This window comes from Jeotgalibacillus malaysiensis (genome assembly GCF_044789845.1).
GTDB lineage: Bacteria > Bacillota > Bacilli > Bacillales > Jeotgalibacillaceae > Jeotgalibacillus > Jeotgalibacillus malaysiensis_A.
In genome coordinates, this window is sequence record NZ_CP085252.1 from 1,304,444 (window position 1) to 1,327,519 (window position 23,076).

General features: G+C 44.2%; 15 protein-coding genes. 11 read left to right on the forward strand and 4 right to left on the reverse strand.

Annotated features, from left to right (window positions below):
• Positions 1-26 precede the first annotated feature (26 nt).
• From LG330_RS07240 to LG330_RS07290, 11 genes are all read left to right on the forward strand, one after another.
• Positions 27-2,006 carry a S9 family peptidase gene (locus tag LG330_RS07240; protein WP_404408630.1) on the forward strand — a complete coding sequence of 660 codons (1,980 nt, stop codon included), beginning with the start codon at positions 27-29 and terminating at the stop codon, positions 2,004-2,006.
• 412 nt (positions 2,007-2,418) lie between these two features.
• On the forward strand, positions 2,419-3,123 hold the full coding sequence (locus LG330_RS07245) for a TVP38/TMEM64 family protein (RefSeq protein WP_404408632.1): 705 nt from the start codon (positions 2,419-2,421) through the stop codon (positions 3,121-3,123).
• Positions 3,078-3,629, forward strand: coding sequence for a signal peptidase I (gene lepB, locus LG330_RS07250; protein ID WP_404408634.1), 552 nt, complete (start codon positions 3,078-3,080; stop codon positions 3,627-3,629). The genes LG330_RS07245 and lepB overlap by 46 nt, the downstream gene beginning before the upstream one ends.
• Before the next feature lie 282 nt (positions 3,630-3,911).
• On the forward strand, positions 3,912-7,355 hold the full coding sequence (gene addB / locus LG330_RS07255; RefSeq protein WP_404408636.1) for a helicase-exonuclease AddAB subunit AddB: 3,444 nt from the start codon (positions 3,912-3,914) through the stop codon (positions 7,353-7,355).
• Positions 7,352-11,023: a helicase-exonuclease AddAB subunit AddA gene (gene addA, locus LG330_RS07260; protein WP_404408638.1), complete on the forward strand. Its 3,672-nt coding sequence runs from the start codon at positions 7,352-7,354 to the stop codon at positions 11,021-11,023. The genes addB and addA overlap by 4 nt, the downstream gene beginning before the upstream one ends.
• A 31-nt stretch (positions 11,024-11,054) precedes the next feature.
• Positions 11,055-12,215, forward strand: coding sequence for a DUF418 domain-containing protein (locus LG330_RS07265; protein WP_404408640.1), 1,161 nt, complete (start codon positions 11,055-11,057; stop codon positions 12,213-12,215).
• Positions 12,216-12,282: 67 nt separating this feature from the next.
• On the forward strand, positions 12,283-13,191 hold the full coding sequence (locus LG330_RS07270; RefSeq protein WP_404408642.1) for a fumarylacetoacetate hydrolase family protein: 909 nt from the start codon (positions 12,283-12,285) through the stop codon (positions 13,189-13,191).
• 378 nt (positions 13,192-13,569) lie between these two features.
• Complete coding sequence (locus LG330_RS07275) at positions 13,570-13,941, forward strand: YisL family protein (RefSeq protein ID WP_404408644.1); 372 nt, start codon at positions 13,570-13,572, stop codon at positions 13,939-13,941.
• A gap of 158 nt (positions 13,942-14,099) precedes the next feature.
• Positions 14,100-15,614, forward strand: a complete 1,515-nt coding sequence (locus LG330_RS07280) for a phytoene desaturase family protein (protein WP_404408646.1) — start codon at positions 14,100-14,102, stop codon at positions 15,612-15,614.
• On the forward strand, positions 15,611-17,089 hold the full coding sequence (locus LG330_RS07285) for a phytoene desaturase family protein (protein ID WP_404408648.1): 1,479 nt from the start codon (positions 15,611-15,613) through the stop codon (positions 17,087-17,089). The genes LG330_RS07280 and LG330_RS07285 overlap by 4 nt, the downstream gene beginning before the upstream one ends.
• Entirely contained in the window at positions 17,067-17,897 is an 831-nt protein-coding gene (locus LG330_RS07290; protein WP_404408650.1) for a phytoene/squalene synthase family protein, read from the forward strand. Before LG330_RS07285 ends, LG330_RS07290 begins: the two co-directional genes overlap by 23 nt.
• Before the next feature lie 44 nt (positions 17,898-17,941).
• Here the strand turns inward: LG330_RS07290 and LG330_RS07295 are convergent, their stop codons facing one another.
• From LG330_RS07295 to LG330_RS07310, 4 genes are all read right to left on the reverse strand, one after another.
• On the reverse strand, positions 17,942-19,324 hold the full coding sequence (locus tag LG330_RS07295) for an ammonium transporter (RefSeq protein ID WP_404408652.1): 1,383 nt from the start codon (positions 19,322-19,324) through the stop codon (positions 17,942-17,944).
• A gap of 22 nt (positions 19,325-19,346) precedes the next feature.
• Positions 19,347-19,688 (reverse strand): P-II family nitrogen regulator, encoded by a 342-nt coding sequence (locus LG330_RS07300; protein WP_404408654.1) that lies wholly within the window; start codon positions 19,686-19,688, stop codon positions 19,347-19,349.
• 200 nt (positions 19,689-19,888) lie between these two features.
• The gene (locus LG330_RS07305) at positions 19,889-21,229 is read right to left on the reverse strand and encodes an MATE family efflux transporter (protein WP_404408656.1); all 1,341 of its coding nucleotides are present in this window, start codon (positions 21,227-21,229) and stop codon (positions 19,889-19,891) included.
• A gap of 60 nt (positions 21,230-21,289) precedes the next feature.
• Positions 21,290-23,038: a glycoside hydrolase family 13 protein gene (locus LG330_RS07310; protein ID WP_404408658.1), complete on the reverse strand. Its 1,749-nt coding sequence runs from the start codon at positions 23,036-23,038 to the stop codon at positions 21,290-21,292.
• Positions 23,039-23,076: the final 38 nt, after the last annotated feature.

Below are 23,076 nucleotides of genomic sequence, written 5' to 3' on the forward strand. Positions count from 1 at the left end.
ATATCTGATTTATCGGAGGAGATTTCATGACGCAAAAGCGCAAAATCACAGCAGAAGATCTGTATAAAATCGAATCACTGACCGATCCGAGATGGTCACCGGACGGCAAACATATTTTATTCGTCAAAACACATATCAATGAAGAACATACATATTCATCAAACTTATTTTTATATGATCAGGAAAGCGAAGAGCTGAACCAGTGGACATACGGAGACAACAGAGTGTCCTCTCCAAGATGGTCACCGGACGGCAGAAAAGTCGCATTTGTCTCAAACCGCTCCGGAAAAAACCAACTCTACGTTTTACCTGTCAGCGGCGGAGAAGCAAAACAGGTAACTGATATCGAAAACGGGGCAGGGAATCCGGTCTGGTCACCGTGCAGCGGAAAACTTGCTTTTACAGTATCACTTGAGCCGGAAGATGCATTGAATGAAGAGAAGAAAAAAGAAGATGAAGATAAAAAGCTGAAGCCATTTGTCACAGATTCAATGAAATACAAAGCAGATGGTGCAGGCCTGCTTGATGATAAGAAGCAGCAAATCGCCATCATTGATCTGAAAACAGAAGAACTGCGTCAGCTGACAAAAGGGAAAGACAGCTATTCACCATTTGCATGGTCACCTGACGGAAAGCAGCTTGCTTACGCAACAGATGCTGACGCAGAAGATAAAGATTTTTCATTTAACAATGAACTGTATCTTTATAATCTTGAAGATGACAGTAAAGCGCATATCAGGACAGCTGAAGGCTACGTTGGATTTGCAGCCTGGTCTCCTGAAGGCGATCAGCTGGCATTCACCGCTTCAGGCAGAACGTATGAAAATGCAACGCACACTGAGCTTTGGGTATGGAACCAGTCATCCGGTCGTGCTGAGTGTCTGACCGAAGGAATTGATGCACCGGTCGGCGATTTTGCAATTGGTGACATTCAGCAGGGAGCAAGTGTACAGGGTGCTGTCTGGGCTGATAATAACAGCCTTTATTTCGTTATTACAGATCAAGGGAACGTCAATCTGTATTACGCTTCAACTGAAGGAGAAGTATACCCGGCTTACGAAGGAAACCATCACGTATACGGCTTTGATGTACATGGTGATTCACAAAAAATAGCTGCTGCGATCAGTACAACGGAAAATCCAGGAGATCTTCATGTGATTCATGTTCCATCAGGAGAAGCGAAGCAGGTGACGCACGTGAATCAGCAGCTGCTTGACGAAGTTGAAATTGTAGCGCCGGAAACGGTCTCTTATGAAAGCACAGACGGATATACAGTCCACGGCTGGTTTATGAAGCCGGCAGGTTATCAAGACGGAGAAGATGCACCAATGATTTTAAATATTCATGGCGGACCGCATGCCATGTATGCCAATACGTTTTTCCATGAAATGCAGCTGCTTGCATCTCAAGGCTATGCAGTGCTGTATACAAACCCGCGCGGAAGCCACGGCTACGGTCAGACCTTTGTTAATGCAGTCAGAGGTGATTATGGCGGAGGAGACTACCGTGACCTGATGGCAGCAGTGGACGGGGCGCTTGAGCAGTTCGACTTCATTGATCGCGATCGTCTGGGTGTGACAGGCGGAAGCTACGGCGGATTTATGACGAACTGGATCACAGGCCATACAGACCGATTTAAAGCAGCAGTCACGCAGCGCTGCATCAGTAACTGGATCAGCTTCTACGGTGTCAGTGATATCGGCTACTACTTCAGCGAGTGGCAGATCCAGGCGGACCTTGGCGATATTGATACACTCTGGAAGCACTCGCCGCTTGCCTATGCAGACCAGATCAAAACACCACTATTGATCCTGCACAGCGAAAACGACTACCGCTGCCCAATCGAACAGGCAGAACAGCTTTACATTGCTCTGAAAAGAAAAGAGAAAAAAACACGCCTTGTCAGATTCCCTGAATCAGACCATAACCTCTCAAGAACAGGAAAACCTGAACTCAGACTCGAAAGACTGAATCACCTGACAGGCTGGATGAATGAGTATATTTAAATAATGAAATTGTCACAATGAAAAATTAATTTTTGAATGACATCATATTAAAATACAGTGAAATGATTAGAAAACCCGAGACAAACTGTCCGGGTTTTTTATTTTAACTTTGTTAAAAATCATTGTTGTTTCTGCACAGCTGATGATTGGAGCGGAAGGGGGCGACTCCTGCGGCAGGAAGGGACGTGTGAGACCGAGCATGGCGAAGCCTGCGGGCTCACCGCCCGGCCGCGGAAAGCGTCCCCCTGAAGCGGAAATCAACAGCCAACTTTAACAAAGCCTTATTTTTGAGTTGTCATAGTTTGTACAAAACATAATAAGGGAAAAATATAGCCGTAATAGGCGGTTTTTTCCGGATTATGCTATACTGATAAAAAATAACCGCCAGTCTATTGACCAGAGGAGCGTTTGAATGACGTTGGAAACTCTAGAAGCATGGTTTACACTTGAAAATCTTCGTGAATTAATTGCAGAGTATCGGGCATTCGGACCGCTGATCGGCTTCCTGCTGCCAGTGATCGAAGCATTTTTACCTTTCCTGCCGCTCGTTGCTTTTGTGGTGGCAAATGCGAATGCATATGGTGTTCTCTTCGGTATACTGCTCTCATGGGCAGGTGCTTCAGTAGGCGCGCTAATGGTCTTTTGGCTGCTCAGACGCTTTGGCCATCTGAGGCTGTTTTACTTCTTAAGTAATCAAAAGCAGATCAGGAGACTGACTACCTGGGTGGAACGGCATGGATTCGGTCCATTGTTTCTGCTTCTGTGTTTTCCTTTCACACCGTCAGCGCTGGTTAATGTGGTAGCGGGGTTATCACGTATCAGCATTATGCAGTATATGCTGGCTGTTGTTACAGGAAAACTTGTCATGATTTCTACGATTTCATTTATCGGTGCAGACATTGTTTCACTGATTAGAGAGCCGATTAAAACTGCGATTGTGCTTGGCGCCATCGTTGTCTTATGGCTCGTTGGGAAAAGAGTAGAGAAAATGATCAATAAAAAAATGGAACGTGACATATTGATGCACGAGCGTCATAGAAAGTCTGCCGGGAATGAAAGGTTGGAGAATAGATGGAATCGTGGAAAAAAGAAAGCTTCGAATGGCTCAAAGCATTAGCAGTAGGAGTCGTCATTGTACTTGTAGTCCGCATTTTTCTTTTTTCGAATTATGTTGTAGAAGGTGTATCCATGCAGCCGACACTGCAGGATGGCAACAAGCTGGTTATTAATAAAATCGGTTATCAGATCGGGGAATTCGACAGATTTGATGTGATCGTTTTTCATGCGAGTGAAACAGAAGATTATGTAAAAAGAGTGATCGGCCTACCCGGGGATGAAATCTCTTACGAAGACGATCAGTTATATATTAACGGAGAGTACTATGAAGAACCGTATCTTGAAGAATTCCGTACAGGTGAAGGCCGCCTGACAGGTGATTTTACACTTGAAGAATTAACAGGTGAGTCAGAAGTGCCGGAAGGTCAGCTGTTTGTACTTGGAGATAACCGTCAGGAAAGCCTCGACAGCCGTATATTCGGCTTCATCGACCAGGACTCAGTCGTTGGCAAAGTCAACCTCAGATACTGGCCGCTGAACGAACTTGATGTAAGATTCTACGAATAAAAGCTTTTGTGGTAATAGTTTTACAAACAAAGCTGACCCTCGGAGAGCAGGAGTAGACTCCCGCCCCAGTAAGGGACAGGTGAGACCATACGGCGAAGCCGGAGGGCTCACCGCCCGGGGGCAGGAAAGCGAAGTCCTGATCGGAGAGGGTCAGCGGCTATCCAATGCAAAATAATTGTAAGAGCTATCCAATTGGATGGCTTTTTTCATTTCCCCATCACTTTTCATTAACAGAGAGTTGTAAGATAATAGCTATATGCAAATGACAAAGGAGGCACAATCATGCCGCTTATGATCAAAACAGGACGTTCCGGAACCGGTAAAACAGATCGTCTCATGAGTGAAATCACCGCTAAAGTCAAAAACGATCCGTCAGGTGATCCCATTCTTCTGATCGTACCTGAACAGATGACCTTCCAGTCAGAATACCGCCTGGCAATTGAAACCGGCGGGATGGTCAGGGTACAGGTGCTCAGTTTCACGCGGCTTGCCTGGAGAATTCTTCAGGAGACAGGCGGCGCCGCGCGGATACATATTAATCATACAGGTGCCAGCATGCTTGTCAGAAAGCTGATCAATGAACAGAAGGAGCAGATGGTCATGTTTGGCCGTGCTGCAGGGAAGCATGGCTTTGTCGGTCATGTAGAGAAAATGCTGACTGAGTTCAGAAGGTACTGCATTCAGCCGGAGGACCTGCTTGAAAAAACCGCTGAAATGAGTGAAACCGCTCCAAAAGCACTGCTCGATAAGCTAAAGGATATTGAACGGATTTATGCAGGATTTGATGAGCAGTTGAAAGACAGATACATAGATTCAGAGGATTATTTAAGGCTACTTGCTGAAAAAATCAAAGATTCGGATCTGCTCAGCCGCGCAGACATTTATCTCGATGGCTTCCACAGCTTTACACCACAGGAATATCTGGTGATTGAAAAGCTGCTCACTCAGTCGAAATCAATGACAGCAGCCGTCACAGCAGATCTGCATTCTCCCAATCCGCTTCTGTTCAGACAGACAACGGATACAGTCAACAGGTTAAAGGAAATTGCAGCATCAGTCGGAGACAAAGCAGAAGTGATCCAGTCAGAAGACAATGAAAAGTATAAAGGAAAAGGACTGTCCCATTTAGAGCAGTCATTTGAAAAGTACGGCGCTGTATACAACGGACAGGCTGATATGACGATCATTGAAGCAGCAAACAGAAGAGCAGAAACTGAAGCTGTGGCGCGCGAGATCAGAAAGCTTGCGAGAAACGAAGGATACCGTTACAAAGATATCGCTGTACTGACCCGCAACGGTGATGCGTATCATGAAATCATTGAACCGGTATTTAAAGATTATGAAATTCCTTATTTTATAGATAAAAAGCGAACGATGCTCAATCACCCGCTGATTGAATTTATCCGCTCTGCAATTGAAACCGTTACAAAACACTGGCGTTATGAAGCAGTATTCAGAGCTGTGAAAACGGAGCTTTTGTACCCGGCAGCAGCAGATCATGAGCTGCTGCGCGGTCAGATGGACAGGCTTGAAAACTATGTGCTTGCACAGGGAATTCACGGTGACCGCTGGAAAAAAGAGTTTTACTATAAGCAGTTCAGAGGGCTTGATTTTGTCAGGGTACCCCAAAATGACGAGGAAAAGCTGATTCAGGATGACCTGAATGCAGCAAGGGAAATGATTACTGCGCCACTTGACCGGTTTGAAGAGCGCCTGAAAACATCACAAACCGTTCATGATTATTGTGAGGCTGTGTTTATTCTGCTTGAAGAGCTTGAAGTGCCTCTAAAGCTTGAGGAAATGTCAGCAGCGGCTGAAGAAAAAGGTGACGTGGAAGCTGCTAGAGAGCACGATCAGGCATGGGATGCTGTTGTAGAGCTGCTTGATCAGTTCGTTGAAATCACCGGAGAGGATAAAATGCCGCTCCAGGAGTTCAGCGAGATTCTGGACTCCGGAATGGAAACACTTGAATTTTCACTTGTGCCGCCTTCGATTGATCAGGTGATTATCGCAGACCTTGAACTTTCAAGACTGCCGGCAGTATGTGCATCATTTGTGCTTGGTGTGAATGATGGCGTAATGCCTGCGAGAATGCAGGATGACGGGATATTAGCTGAAGATGACCGGATTTTTATGGAGCGGGCAGGCATGCAGCTGGCACCTGGTACAAGGGAAAAGCTGCAGGATGAAGATTTTGTCGCTTACCGTGCGTTTACCTCTCCGTCTGACAAGCTTTATATTTCTTATCCGCTTGCAGATGAAGAAGGAAAATCACTGATCGTTTCACCTTATATTAAAAAGGTCACAGACATTTTACCGGAACACCGGTACATGCTTGCTGTCAATGACCCGGTGGAAGTGCCGGGTGATCAGCAGCTTGATTATATCTGTCACCCGCTTCCGACTGCATCGTTTATGACATCACAGCTTCAGCAGCTGAGAAAAGATTATCCGGTTACAGAAACTTGGCGTGATGTTTATAACTTTTATGTCACAGATCCTTTCTGGAAGCAGGAAAGTAAGCGCATATTATCCGGGCTGTTTTATGAAAATGTTGCAAATCCCCTCTCAAGAGATACAGCAGAGAGTCTGTATGGCAGTTCATTGATGACAAGCGTGTCGCGTATTGAGCGGATGAACAGCTGTGCGTTCCAGCATTTTTCCAGTCACGGACTGAGACTGCATGAACGGAGTATCTTCAGACTGGATGCGCCGAATATCGGAGAGCTGTTCCATGCAGCCCTCAGGTGGATTTCTGAAGAGCTGCTGCAAAAAGGGATCAGCTGGAAGAGTCTGAACAAAAAGCAGTGCGCAGAGCTTGCGTATCAGGCAGTGAGCCATATCGGTCCGCAGCTGCAATATGATATTTTAAACAGCTCAAATAAATACCGCTATATAGCAAAAAAGCTGCAGGCGGTTATACGCCAGGCTTCCTATATATTAAGTGAACATGCAAGAGCGGGTGACTTTGAACCGCTGAGAGTAGAGCTTGGATTTGGTCCTGGTCAGGAGCTGCCGCCACACCGGATTCTCTTAAGTGACGGGGATACGATGTCACTGCAGGGAAGAATTGACCGGGTGGATCAGGCCAGAAGTGACGGCAAGGTTTATTTGAGGGTCATCGATTACAAATCAAGCGTCAGAGACCTTGATTTTACTGAAATGTATTATGGTCTTTCGCTTCAGATGATGACGTATCTTGATGTGGCCATGTCAAATGCACCAAAGCTGGTACAGACTGAAGCAGAGCCTGCAGGCGTGCTGTATTTCCATCTGCATAATCCGGTTGTAAAAACGAAAAAACCGATGAGTACAGATGAAATGCAGGAGGAGCTGCTCAAAAAGTATAAAATGAAGGGTCTGGTCCTTGGTGATCAGGAAGTTATCAGGCTCATGGATACGACGCTTGAAGAAGGAAACTCTTCTATTATTTCTGCCGGACTGAAAAAAGACGGGACGCTCCGTTCGAACTCGAAAACGGCAAGCAGAGACCAGTTTGATCATATGAGAACCCATACACGCTCCATGTTCCGCTCGGCAGGTGACAGAATTAAAGCGGGGGATGTTTCCATTGATCCTTACGAATATAAAAAGAGAACGCCCTGTCAGTTCTGTTCATACCGTTCTGTATGCCAGTTCGACCCGGCGCTTGAAAAGAATAAATACCGTTCACTTAAGCCCAAAAAGGCTGAGGACTTAATCAGGGAAGGAGGGGACAGCGAATGATACCTGAAAAACCTGCACACGTTACATGGACCGATGAGCAGTGGCGTGCCATCTTTGAAAAAGGCAGTGATATTCTAGTCGCTGCCGCTGCCGGGTCGGGGAAAACAGCAGTGCTTGTAGAAAGACTGATTCAAAAAGTACTTGATACCGACCATCCGACTGACATTGATGAACTGCTGGTTGTAACATTTACCAATGCATCAGCTGCTGAAATGAAGCATCGGGTAGGAGAAGCGCTTGAAAAAGCACTAGCTGAAGATCCTGAATCAAGACACTTAAGAAAACAGCTGACGCTCATTAATAAAGCGTCAATTTCAACTCTTCACTCATTTTGTCTGGAGGTTATTAGAAAATACTACTATCTGATCGATATAGATCCGGGCTTTAGAATTGCTGATGCTACAGAAGCTGAGCTTTTAAAGGATGAAGTGGTTGAAGAGATCCTTGAGCAGGAGTACGGCATAGAAGATAACCATTCTTTTGTTGAGCTCGTGGAGGCTGTAACAAACGACAGAAGTGATGATGCACTTCATCAGATGATCAGAAAACTTCATACGTTTTCGCGCTCGCATGCAGATCCCGACACCTGGCTTGACGGAATTGTAACGCTGCATAAGACCGAACAGGTTCAGATTGATGACCATCCGCTTGCTAACTATGTATTATTCCACGTTCAGCTTGAAGCTGAAGGCGCGATGGAACTGATTAACCTTGCACTTGATGCTGCGCGTAAGCCGGGCGGACCTTATCCGAGAGCGGTAAACTTTGAGGATGACCTCAGACAGCTCAATGAGATTCGCCATGCTGCGGGGTGGAAGGAAGCAGAAGCGGCTGTCTCCAATTTTTCAATGGGGAGACTGAAGCCGTGTAAAGGTGATGACTTTGATGAGGACCTTATAGAGCAGGCGAAAAAGTGGCGTGATCAGGCGAAGAAAATGATCAATGATTTAAAAGACGGATTTTTCGTCAGAAGCCCTGAACAGCTGATTGAAGATATGAATCAGATGACTGGCAGGCTCTCAACCCTTATTGAACTCGTCAGAAAGTTTGAGAAAGCATTCAAGTCAGCAAAAGAAGAACGCGGACTGGTAGACTTCAATGACCTGGAGCATTTCTGTCTTGAAATCCTGCGTGAACCTGATACAGGAGAGCCGTCCCAGGCAGCCTATCACTACCGTAATCAGTTTAAAGAAGTACTTGTTGATGAGTACCAGGATACCAATATGGTACAGGAGACGATTTTGCAGCTTGTGAAATCCGGCGGTGAAAAGGACGGGAATCTCTTTATGGTTGGAGATGTAAAGCAGTCCATTTACCGCTTCAGGCTGGCTGAGCCGAATTTATTTTTAGGGAAATACCGGACATTCCAGCAGGAGGGAAGCGGTCAGAAAATCGACCTTGCCAAAAATTTCAGAAGCCGTCCGGAAGTACTTGACGGGGTCAACTTTATTTTCCGTCAGATTATGGGTGAAATGGTCGGAGAGATTGATTATGACAAAGATGCAGAACTGATTCCGGGAGCGCCTTATCCTACAGACCTTACAGTGCCGGTCAGATTCGCAGTTATTGATCAGGCGGATGAGGAAGCGCCTCAGGAAGAAATGCCTGAAGAAGTGATGGATGAGAAAGAGCTTGAGCGTTCAACGCTTGAAGCGCGCTATATGATCAAAGAAATACGCGGAATGATTGATGGCGGCAGACAGATCTATGATGTGAAAAAGAAGCTTTACCGTCCGCTTGAATACAGGGACATTGTCATTTTAACAAGATCAATGACATGGACGCCGGATATCATGGATGAATTCAGACAGGCGGGCATTCCCCTTTATGCGGATCTTTCAACTGGTTATTTTGATGCGACAGAGGTTGCGATTATGGTATCGCTGTTGAAAATCATTGATAATCCGATTCAGGATATTCCGCTTGCATCAGTTCTAAGGTCCCCGATTGTCAGATGTACAGAAGAGCAGCTGGCGAAAATCCGGAAAGCGGCCCCTAAAGGGACTTTCTGGGACGCACTTCAGGCTTATATGTCCTCAGATAATGAAGATACAGCGCTGAAGGAAAAGTGTTCATGGTTTCTAATCTCTCTTAGAAGCTGGCGGGCATATGCAAGAACGGGTGCCGTATCAGATCTTGTCTGGCAGCTATTTAGAGATACGCAGTTTTATGATTTTGTCGGAGGACTTCCGGGCGGTAAGCAGCGCCAGGCAAACTTAAGAGCACTATATGATCGTGCAAGGCAATACGAATCCACCTCGTTCCGCGGGCTGTTCAGATTCCTTAGATTTGTTGAGCGGATGAGAGACAGAGGCGATGATCTTGGTGCTGCCAGAGCACTCAGCGAACAGGAAGACGTCGTGCGCCTGATGACCATTCATAAAAGTAAAGGGCTTGAGTTTCCTGTGGTCTTCATCTCAGGGATGGCAAGGCAGTTCAATGAAATGGACTTAAGAGGCAGCTATCTGCTTGATAAGGATTTTGGTCTGGCGCTGTCATATGTTGATATTGAAAACAGAATCAGCAGTACAACCCTTCCGCAGATGGCTTTTAAAGAGAAGAAGCGGCTTGAGAACCTTGCTGAGGAGATGCGCGTGCTTTATGTGGCAATGACGCGTGCAAAAGAAGAGCTGATTTTAATTGCGACGGTGCCGGATGCAGAAAAGCTAAAAGAAAAGTGGTCACTGTCAGGATCATATAAGTCCTGGCTCCTCCCTGACTTTACAAGAAAAGGTGCCAGATCTTATGCAGACTGGGTAGGCCCTGCACTTACCCGGCATCCGCATGCGATTCACTCCGTTTCATCAGGACTGATTGAAGATCCGTCGGTATGGGAGATGCAGCAGCATCACAAGCAGCTTTTCAATCAGGAACAGAGGAAAGAAGAATCAGCTGCAGAATGGCTGACGTATGTCAGAAATCATGAGCCGGTTCCAGGAGAAAGTGAACACCATGAAGACATCATGCATCGTCTGAAATGGCACTATCCTTATGAGAAAGCTGCGTTGGTCAGATCAAAGCAGTCAGTTTCTTCTATTAAACGCCAGCACGAAACGCTGGATGAAACTGGCGCAGATACCATTGTGAAGCCTTCAAAAAAGTTGTACGGGCGCCCGGCTTTTCTTCAGCAGGAGAAAATGACGGCAGCGGAAAAGGGAACAATTATGCACACTGTCATGCAGCAGGTACCGCTAAGTAAAGTACCTGAGCGTGAAGAGATTAAGTCACTCGTTGCAAGCCTCGTTGTCCGGGAAATTTTAACGGAAGAACAGGCAGAAAGTGTGAGAGTCAATCACGTCGCTGCATTCTTTCAGTCAAGGCTTGGAAAAAGGATGATTCATGCTGCAAACGTCAGACGTGAAGTACCGTTTACGTATGCTGCAACACCTGCTGAAGCTGGGATTCAGCTGAACGTGGATGATCCGGTATTGATCCAGGGTATTGCAGACTGCCTGTTTGAAGATGATGAAGGAATTGTTCTGCTTGATTACAAAACAGATTATGTTGACCGATCAGACCCTGATGTGAAAGACAAGCTTGCAGAACGCTACAGACTGCAGCTGTCACTTTACCAGCAGGCACTTGAAAAAAGCTTAAACAGAAAAATTGATGAAGTGTATTTATACTTCTTTAATGCTGATTTAACAATCAAATTAAAAGAGAACTGACCTGAAAAATGGTCAGGCGGAGGGATATGCTTTGAGTTTACAGCCGATTGACTCACAGCAGAGAATGCATAACCTTGATGTGATCAGGGGCTTTTCTCTGCTTGGGATTTTTATAGTGAATATGATTTCGTTTCACTCACCCTTTTATTATTACGATCCGTACTCATGGTGGGGCGATTCGATTAACCGACCGACCTACTGGTGGATTGATGTATTTGTCCAGGCGAGCTTTTACCCGATCTTTGCGATGATGTTTGGAGCTGGGCTTGCAATTCAATTTATGAGAGCTTCTGAAAAAGATACGAACTTCACTTCATTTGCGATAAAAAGACTGATCGTTCTGCTTGGAATCGGAATAGTTCATGCATTTTTAGTCTGGTCAGGCGATATTCTGATCACGTATGCAGTAACTGGTTTTATACTGATCTGGATGCTTAAGCTGAGCGGGAGAATGCTGTTGATATTAGGGTTTATTGTATACCTGCTGCCGCAGGGGCTTTTAACAGGCATCATGTTTTTAGCTGCAATGGTGGATCCTACTTCTGTAACCTACTTTAGCTCTGTACAGGATATTGAATCCTCAGTTGCAAACTACGGAAACGGAACATTTACACAAATCTTCGGTCAGCGCCTTAATGATTGGCAGCACGGAAACAATGCAGCTGGATTTATTTCCATCATGATTGTCATATTGCCCCTCATGATGATCGGGGCAGGTGCAGCCAAGCTGAGATTGTTCCAGCGTGCTTCTGAAAAGAAAGCGATGCTTGGAATCTTAACTGTTCTTTTCTTAGGCGCAGGTCTTGCATTGAAAACTGCTCCTTACTGGGGTGAGCAAAATCTGACGTACGTCTTTACGCAGGACTACGTTGGCGGACCGCTTGTCGGAATGGGGTATATGACCCTGCTTTTACTTGTTATGACTGCACCTGTATCAGTAAAGCTGCTTCAGCCACTGGCAAAAACAGGACGGATGGCGCTGACAACCTATCTGACACAGTCTGTCATTGGAACGCTGATTTTTTATAACTATGGATTCGGCTTATACGGGGAAGTCACGCTTGCGACCGGAACGCTGATCGCACTCGGGGTATTTGTCATGCAGGTGATCTTCGCAGAACTCTGGTTATCAAAATTCAGTCAGGGACCTGTTGAGAGATTATGGAGAAAACTGTCGGATTCCAGAAAATAAAACTGTTAGAATAGAAGAAAAAATGTATAATAGAAGGACAATTCAGATTTTAAGGAGTGTACATTCAATGAAATTTCTATCTTTCCGTTTTGAAGACAAACTACTTTACGGTGTCAAAGTAAAGCGAGAGGAAGCAGCATGGAACATTGTCCGAATCCACAAAGAGCTGATTCCGAATGAAAGCGTACCTGCAACACTGATTGAAGGTATTCAAAGCGGAATGGAATTACAGGAGACAGTCAGAAAATGCATTCGTGCCGCTGAAGAAAGTGATCACGTTTCACGATACAAAGTAAAATTTGACGACCTGGTATGGGAAGCACCGGTACCGCGTACTCCTAAAAATGTAATGTGCATCGGAAAAAATTATCGTGACCACGTACTTGAGATGGGATCTGAAAAAGATATTCCTGAAGAACTGGTTGTCTTTACAAAAGCATCAACTTCCATAACAGGTGATAATGCCTTGGTTCCTTCATATGAGGAACTGACTGATCAGCTCGATTACGAAGGTGAACTTGCCATTGTCATTGGAAAAAGAGGAAAGAACATTCCTGAAAAGCAGGCGATTGACTATGTATTCGGTTATACAATCGTCAATGACATTACAGCAAGAGACCTGCAAAGCAGACACAAACAGTTCTTCCTTGGAAAAAGTCTTGATGAAACGTGTCCAATGGGTCCATTCCTTGTGTCAAAAGATGAAATCCCGCACCCTCACAAGCTGAGCATCGTAACAAAAGTAAACGATGAAATCAGACAGGACGGGAACACTGCCGATATGATTTTCTCAATCGAAGAAATCATCTCAACGCTTTCAAAAGGCATGACTTTAGAGCCGGGTGACGTCATCGCAACCGGCACACCAGCCGGCGTAGGAAAAGGCTTCAACCCGCCAAAATTCCTTAGAAAAGGCGACCAGATCAAAGTCTCCGTCCAGGGAATCGGCACATTGACAAATGAGATTGGTGAATAAGTATTTATCCAAAATAAAATAATGTATTGTAACGCATGTTCAAGGTCTTATTTACAAACTTTGAACATGCGTTTTTATATCCTGATACATTGATTATCATATTTCTCTACAACGATTGTCCGCTAACCCCAGCTGGTCCTTGTAGTGGAGGGCGAAGACTCCCGCCCCAGGAAAGGGACAGGTGAGACCTCGTAATGCGAAGCATTAGAGGGCTCACCGCCCGGGGGCAGGAAAGCGCAGCCCTCAACGGAAAGGACCAGCGTTTTTAAGAACATATCATAATAAAATTCATCACTCCGACAATGTTTTCAGCGACCGCTACCAGGGAATATGGTAGCATATAGATAGTTCGGTATTTAGTTTCAGGGAGGTTAGGGAATGTTAAATAACACACACTTACACATTACAACATGGGTACTTGGAATCGTGCTTTTCTTTATTGCGCTTGCGCTAATGAAGGGAGCCAATGCAAAAGGTGCTAAGATTGTACATATGATTCTGCGTCTGATGTATGTGCTCATCATCTTCACTGGCGGCTGGTTATTTTTCCAGTTCTCAGCAAATGATGCTGCGCTATACGGCGTGAAATTTCTGCTTGGAATACTTGTGATCGGGTTCATGGAAATGATTCTCGTTCGTACGAAAAAGCAAAAGTCAGTTAAAGTTATGTGGATATTATTGGTCGTTGCGCTGCTGGGCACACTTTATCTTGGGTTCAGTCTGCCGGTCGGCTTCAATTTCTTCGGTTAAAAGTCGCTTATTAAGCGGCTTTTTTCTATATATATATTCAATACCATATTCAAAATTGTATTCAATCCGACACCTGTGTATACTATAAACATCAACTATCTGTATAATATTTGAACAATCAATGTACAATGCAAATGATTGAGGATGGAGGCTGTTTTATGACCCGTTCAATTGCAATTATAGGGGCTGGACCTGGCGGACTGGCAGCGGCAATGCTGCTCTCTTCAAAAGGTTATGAAGTAAACGTATACGAAAAACATCCGTTTGTCGGAGGAAGAAACAGTTCTTTTACAATGAACAATTATACATTTGATGTTGGACCAACATTTTTGAGTATGCCTGAAATTGCTGAAGAGATTTTTCAGGAGACAGGAAAAAACCTTCACGATTATGTAGATCTCATTGAACTGCCGATGATGTATGAACTGGTATTCAAAGATAAAAATGTAAAAATGTATAGAGATCCTGACAAAATGAAAGAGCAGATACAAACCTATTTTCCTGGTGATGAAGAGGGCTATGACCGGTTTATGGATGATACCCGCAGAAAAATGGATGCGCTTCGTCCAATTCTTCAGAACAAAATGGACCGCTATACTGACTACTTATCACTGAGAGTGCTTAAGGCACTGCCACAGCTTTCACTCGGTAAAAGTCTGTATGATGTATTAAGCAATTACTTTAAGCATGAGGAATTAAAGCTTGGCTTCACATTTCAGGCAAAATATCTTGGCATGTCACCGTGGGAATGCCCAGGAGCATTTTCGATTCTGTCATTTATGGAACACGAGTATGGCATTTTCCATCCAAAGGGAGGCGTCAATCAGCTTTCAAAAGCAATGGCTAAAGCAGCAGAAGAGCTCGGGGCAAAAATCCACCTTGGAAATGGTGTGAAGCAACTTCACATTAACAATCAAAAGGTTGTAACAGGCTTTGAACTTGAATCAGGTGAGCAGATTGAAGCGGATGAAGTGGTTATTAACGGTGACGTTTCACATGTCATGACTAATCTGGTTAAAGGGAATCACCTTAAAAAGTTCAGTGAACCTCAGCTGAATAAAAAGAAATACTCCTGCTCCACTTTTATGATTTATCTTGGTGTGGATAGGGTTTATGACCTTCCACACCATACGATTTCATTTGCTGAGGATTATAAAAAGAATGTAGAAGAGATCATGCAGACGCAGCTGCTGTCAGAGGACCCGTCAATCTACATTCAAAATGCTTCAGTGACTGATCCAACGCTTGCACCTGAGGGGAAATCTGCATTATATATTCTGGCGCCTGTTCCGAATAATCTCAGCGGATTAGACTGGGATCAGCAGGAGCAGACATTCAGGGATCTCGTGCTTGATTCGATTGAAGCAAAAACAGCATTTAAAAACCTGCGTGATCATATTGAAGTTGAACGCATCATCAGTCCGAAGCACTGGGAAATTGATTTTAATGTTTTTAAGGGTGCGACATTCAGTATGGGCCACCAGCTTAGCCAGATGATGGCACTTCGCCCGCATAACAAGTTTGAAGAACTGAAACATACCTGGCTTGTTGGCGGGGGTACACACCCTGGAAGCGGTTTGCCGACGATTCTGGAATCAGCGCGTATTACATCGAACCTGTTGATGAATCAAAAAAGAAATCACACAGGAAACGAAAGTGGTGAGGCGGGATGAGAGTTTCCATCATAGGCGGTGGAGTAGGCGGTATGATGTCTGCCCTCCTTTTAAAACGAAAAGGCTTTGATGTAACGCTTTTTGAAAAAGAAGAAAAGCTTGGCGGACGTCTCGCATATCATACACACGGTGAATATAAGATTGATAAAGGCCCGACGATTGTACTGTTACCTGAGATGCTGCAGTCCCTGCTTGACGAGGCAGGGGTATCAAGAGAGGATTATGAATTGATTTCATGTGATCCGCTGTATGATCTGCATTTTGCTGATGGCACTACTTATACAAAGTATCGGGATAAAGAAGATCAGCTGGAAGAAATTAACCGTGTATTTCCGGGTGAGGAGGCAGGCTATCTCCGGTTTATGAAGGATATGCAGATGCGGTTTAATGAAGGTAAGCCAAGGTTTTTAGAACAGTCATTTCTAAAACGCTGGGATGCGCTTCAGCCTTCAACGATCAACTCCCTGCGTAAATTAAACGCATTCAGGTCAGTTTCAAAACAGCTTCATACGTATTTTAATGATGATCGTCTGAAAACGGCTTATGCACTGCAGACACTGTATATTGGCGGCAACCCATTCCAGACTCCGGCCATTTATTCACTCGTTTCCTACAGTGAGCATGAGCATGGGATTCATTATTTAAAGGGAGGATATGCCAGACTTGCAGAAGTACTCGAGAAGAATATGATTAATGCAGGTATTCGAATTATCAAGGGTGCGAATGTTGAGAAAATTACAATCAATTCTGGAAGAGCTAACGGTGTCCTGTATAATAGTAAGTACGAACCATCAGATGCAGTCGTACTAAACGGGGACTTCCCGATTTCTGAAAAACTGGTTAATAAGCAGGGAAGGCAATACCAGCCTTCATCAGGATGTCTTCTAATGTACATGGGACTGGATGGCACCTATCAGGACAAAAAAATGCATCAGTTTTATTTGAGTAAGAACTTCGAAAAAACGATGAATGAAATTTTTAAAGAGAAAAAAATACCTGAAGATCCTTCTTATTATGTATTTAATCCTTCAGTAACAGATTCGAGTCTGGCGCCTGACGGGAAAAGTGTTTTATATGTGCTGATCCCGGTGTCTTCGGAAATTGAAGACCATTGGCAGGAAGTCAAAGGTGCACTATCTGAAAAAATCCTTCACTCTATGGAACAGTCAGGATTCGATTCGCTGAGGGAGCGGATTGAATGGCTGGATATCAGAACGCCTGACGAAGCGAAGCAGGAAGGGTTATACGCTGGCGGCAGCTTCGGGATTGCGCCTGCATTGTTCCAGTCAGGACCGTTCAGACCACAGTTTCAACCTTATCCGGATCTCGCCAATGTATTTGCAACGGGTGCTTCCACTCACCCTGGTGGCGGTGTGCCAATTGTCATGCAGGGGGCTAAACTATTAGCTGACGGGTTGAACAGGAAGTTTAATAGAAGGGAGAGATCAGCAGATGGAACTGGCAACAGCCTATAAGGAATGTGAAAAAGTCATTAAACTTCATTCGAAAACGTTTTATCGTGCCTTTTCAATGCTCCCGGCTAAAGAAAGAAAAGCAGTGTGGGCGATTTATAACTTTTGCAGGACAGTCGACGATATTGTGGATGAAAGTGAAACACCTGAAGCAGAGCTTGCAGCCTTTGAAGCAGAGTTCGAGCGTTTTTTAGCAGGGGTCAAACTTGAAGGTTCATGCTGGATTGCGCTGGCTGACGTTTTCAAACGCTACGATATGAATGTACAGGCCTTCAGGGATATGGTGAAAGGTCAGAAGATGGACCTTTCTCACAGAACGTATCAAACCATAGGTGACGTACTGGACTATTCCTATCACGTGGCAAGTACAGTTGGGCTGATGCTGCTTCCGGTACTTGCGCCTGAAAACGAAAAAATGCTGAGAGACAGCGCTGTGAAACTTGGTTATGCTATGCAGATCACCAATATCCTGCGGGATGTGGGAGAGGATCTGGATCGCGAACGCGTGTATCTGCCTGCTGAAGTGATGAACCGCCACGGCTATAATGAATCTTTACTGTTTGAAAAGCAGGGAGGAGAGTCATTTATTAATACATGGGAAGAGATGGCGGTTATGGCGGAAGGTTATTATGATGAGGCATTGGAAAATATTCACCTTTACCCGCCTGCCAGCAGAGTGCCTGTAAAGGGAGCGTCGGTTTTATACCGCGCGATTCTCGATCAGGTCAGAAAGAATGATTATAATGTATTTTCAGAGAAAAACTATGTACCAGTCAGTGAGAAAGATAAATTGCTATCATCCTATTCGTAAAAAGAGCATCCGTTGATTTAGCGGATGCTCTTTTCAATGTGGTCCTATACGCTCTTTTTCAATACCTTTTTCTTTTGACCTGCTTTCCCCAGCTCATCAAGTCGTTCTACCAGGCTGCCTGAAAGTGCAGCGTTTCCTATAGAAGTTGAAGAAACAAGAGACTCTTTTAATTCGTAAGCATTTGATCCATGCTCAGCATAATCGAGACCAGTGATTTCTTCTTCACGTGACACGCGAATTCCGCCAAGAGATTTCAAAGCGAACACGACAGCACTTACCGCAAAACCAGTCCAGAGGATGACTGCACCTACACCGATTGCCTGCACACCAAGAAGTGCAGCGCCGCCGCCATAGAATAGTCCGTTAGCAGTATCGAAGAATCCAACAGCAAGCGTACCCCAGATTCCACAGACACCGTGAACTGCGATCGCGCCAACCGGGTCATCTTTCTTCAGGACTACATCGATAAAACGGATACCTTCAACAAGAATGACACCTGCAACAAGACCGATAATAACCGCACCAATTAATGATACGTTTGCAGTCCCGGCTGTAATTCCGACAAGACCACCAAGTGCTCCATTCAATGTAATAGAAGGATCGATCTGTTTGAATCTGATTTTTGTATACAGTGCAGAAGCAATGACACCACCTGAAGCCGACAGAAGGGTTGTAGAAATAACAGATGGAACAAGTGATGGATCTGCTGCCAGTGAGCTTCCTCCGTTAAATCCAAACCAGCCGAACCAAAGGATAAATACACCCAGTGCACCAATTGGAATATTGTGGCCTGGAATCGCATTGACTTTTTCCCCCTCATACTTTCCAATACGGGCCCCAAGGAATGCTACAGCTGCAAAAGCACCAACTGCTCCTGTTAAGTGAACGACTGTAGAGCCTGCGAAATCAACAAATCCAAGCTCGGAAATCCAGCCGCCACCCCACACCCAGTGACCAACCACCGGATAAATCGCACCAGTCATCAGCACAGTAAGAATTAAGTAGCTGCTTAATTTCATTCTTTCTGCGACTGCACCAGAGATAATCGTTGCGCACGTAGCTGCAAATACAGCCTGGAATAAGAAGAAACCAACATCTTCTACCCCTGATAAAGCAAATCCTGTTGTTCCGAAGAATCCATTAGAGCTTCCGAACATAATCCCATAACCGACCAGGAAGTAAAGTACTGAGCCGATCGAGATCGTCAGGATATTTTTCAGGAGTATATTCAATGTGTTTTTAGCACGGGTAAATCCTGATTCAACCATCGCGAAACCTGCATGCATAAAGAATACTAAAATTGCTGCAATCATTACCCACATTGTATCTAATGAAAACTGTACACTTTCTGCTGTAACTGGCGCTGCATAAGCACTAGTTGTCACAAGACTGCCGAGTGCAGTTACTGATAAGATTTTCTTCTTCATGATTTAAACACCTCCGGATTTTTTAAAGGACAGCCTGTCTGCCACGTTCGCCACTTCTGATTCTGATAATCTCTTCAATAGGAGAAATGAAAATTTTACCGTCTCCGACTTCACCGGTCGCACACGCTTCAATAATTGCATCAACAATTTCATCTGTACGGTGCTCTTCAGTCACCATCTCCACCTTGACCCGTGACACGAGAGGTAATTCGTAAGAGGTTCCTCTGAATGCGCCCTTTTTCCCTTTTTGGTTCCCGCAGCCTGCAGCTTCAAATACTGTGAGACCATTGATGCCGAGATGGACCAGCTTTTCACGAAGTTCCTGGAAAACCTCCGGACGGACAATCGCTTCAATCTTTTTCATTTTTATCCTCCTTGAATTCAATGTTAGATTACCTATCATCAATTATATGTTAGGTTTTCTAACACTAAAGTTATTATGTTAATAATAATATTCAGAAAATTAAACAATTGCAAGTGTTTTTTTAAAAAAATCTCTTTTTGTGTAAGCTTTCCTAACATGAAAAAAGCTCTCACATAAGTGAGAGCTTCAATGAAAGCGTTTTATACTTGGGCGAACTTTTTTTGCATCCAAATCCTAGATCGCCATCTTCTTAACATGAGAATACCCCTGAGCCATTCATCTAATATAAATGCAATCCATATTCCAATCAGACCGAGACCGAACACGATACCTAACAGATAAGCAAACAATACTGCGACGCCCCACATGGATAAAATACCAATATAGACTGGAAACTTTACATCGCCCGCAGCTCTCAGGGAGTTGATCATCACAAGGTTAAAGCTTCTGCCTGGCTCTAAAATAATAGTCAGGTAGATCAAAACTGAACCTAAAAATAAAATATCTTCATTTGCCGTAAAGATCCCGAGCAGTGTTTCTGAGAAGATCGAAAATAATACTGCCATACCAAATGAAATATAAATGGCGATTTTTAAACTTTTAATACCGCGTTTATAGGCTTCCTCAATTTTGCCGGCACCTACCATGTGGCCGATCAGAATCTGACTTCCCTGACCAATTGAAATAGCAAACAGAAAAATGAACATCATAATATTCAACGTATAAACTCTCGTTGTGATCGCTTCTGTCCCAAGTGAAGCGATAAATGCTGTGATTACAAGCTGAGATGCATTATAAGACAGCTGTTCGCCTGCTGATGGGATTCCGATTTTTAGCAAATTCTTCAAATGGGCGAAGGGAAGTTTAAATAAAGTTAAAAATGGCAGTCCGCCATCAATACGTTTGACCAGCAGGATAAACAATACAATTAAACCTAAGAATCTGCTGATTGCAGTTGAATACGCCACGCCTTCAACACCAAGTACTGGGAACCCGAACGCTCCGAAGATCACGATATAGTTTCCGAGTACATTGACAATATTCATTCCCAGAGTGACGTACATGGCATCCTTTGTGAAGCTGTAGCTTCGGAGGACTGCGCCGAGTGTCATTATCACTGCTTGAATAAATGAGAGTCCGCCAACAATCTGAAGATAGATCGTCGCCTCAGGCAGTAATTCGGGAGGTAGATCCATCATGAGGAGAATTTTGTCATCAAAAATAAAGAGCAGAATACTCAAAATCAGACTGAACAACAAGTTTGCAGCAATCGACACAACGGCAATCTCGGCAGCACTTTTTTGTTTCCCGGCTCCAAGGTACTGGGCAACAAGAATAGAAGTACCGGTTGCGACAAATCCGAACATCACGATGATCAGTGCAAGAATCTGATTGGAGATCCCGACTGCTGCAACACTGTCATCTGAATATTGACTGAGCATCAGTGTATCTGCATTACCCATTAACATATGAAGTGAAATTTCAATAAAGATCGGCCAAGTCAGTGCAAACAGTGTTAATTTTTTTGTGGAGCTTTTCAAGATTAGACCTTCTTTCCGGTTATACACAATCAAAGACTGAGGCAGGGCCCCAGTCTTTTGTTAATGAACTTTAACCATTTTAATTTCCTGCGGTTTTAAAGTGAATTTTCCCTTTTTCCATTTATGCGCTTCTCCGCTCATTAAGTCAATGGTTTTTCGTTTATTTATTGAATAAGGTACTTTAACTGTCTCTTTTTTATCAGACAGGTTGATTAGAATCAGCACTGCTGACTGTTCATTTTCTCTCTTTAATATCAGCGTATGTTCGCTAATATCATAAAATGAAAGATCACCGTCATTTGCCAGGAGCGGTTCGCTTTTGCGAAGTGAAATCAGTTTCCTTGTAAAATCCAGCAGATCCCGGTTTTGATAAAGCTCATCCCATTCCATACATTTTCTGCATCCCGGATCCATCCCGCCGGATAGTCCGATTTCATCGCCGTAATAGATACACGGAGTGCCATAATAAGATAATAATAGCGTCATAATCTGTTTTACCCGCTGATCGTCTCCGTCACATTCTGTAAGAATTCTTGGTGTGTCATGACTGCCCACCAGGTTAAAAGCAGCACGGTTAACAGGTGAAGGATACATGTATTGAACCTTAGTCATATTTTCAACAAACGTTTTCACTGAAATTGAGCGCTTGGCAATCAATTGAAGCGCATTAGTTGTGAAAGGATAATTCATGACAGCGTCAAACTGGTCTCCCTGCAGCCAGGGGATTGAATCGTGCCAGACTTCACCAAGAATAAAAAGATCCGGGTTGATCTTTTTAACTTCTGTCCTGAACTCACGCCAGAATACCTGATCCACTTCATTTGCCACATCAAGACGCCAGCCATCAATATCGAATTCACGAGCCCAGTAACGCGCGGCTTCAAGAAGATAATTTTTTACTTCCGGATGTTCTGTATTCAGCTTTGGCATCATATATGTAAAAGCAAAGGTGTCGTAATTCGGTTCAGGTGTTGTCTGTACGGGAAAATCCCAAATATGGAACCAGTCTTTATATCTTGAGTTTTCGCCTTTTTCAAGTACGTCCTGGAATGGAGGGAAGAAAAAGCCGCTGTGATTAAATACGGCATCGAGCATGACCCTGATCCCACGCTTTTTACATTCAGCGATCAGTTCTTTCAGTTTATCTTTATCACCGAAATACTGATCGATTTCAAAATAATCAATCGTATCATATTTATGATTAGAAGAAGCTTCAAACAGCGGAGTGAAATAAATGCCGTTTATACCGAGATGCTCGAGGTAATCCAGATGATCAATTACACCCTGAAGGTCACCACCAAAAAAGGAGTCTCTTTTCGGGTCTTCACTGCCCCACGGAATGGTCGCTGGGGGATTCAAAGAAGGGTCTCCATTTGCAAAGCGTTCTGGAAAGATCTGATACCATACAGTGTTATGTACCCATTCAGGCGATTCAAATAAGTCGGCCTGATTCATGTATGGCATGCAGAAATATTCTCCGATGTCTTCAGGAGGGGCAGAGTGGAAGTTCTTCTCTCCGTAAAAGATACTTTTCTTCTTATTAGATAGTATAAATCCGTATCGCAGGCGGTGGAAAGGAGGGATCAGGTTAATCTCCCAGTAATCGTGCAGTTCGTCAGAGCCTGCTAGTTTCATATCGAGTTCAGAGAAATTCCATTTATGATTGGTCCAGTCATAAGGGTCGCCGTGCACAAGCTGTACATGCTGAATATCATTCTTTGCGGTTTTTAATCTGATCTGCATTTCATTTTTATTAACTGAGTAGGCCATCGAGCGGTCAGCGCGATGGTGAATAGCTGCTTTATTCATCTGATAGGAGCCTCCTGTTGAGTTGAATTGATTACAAC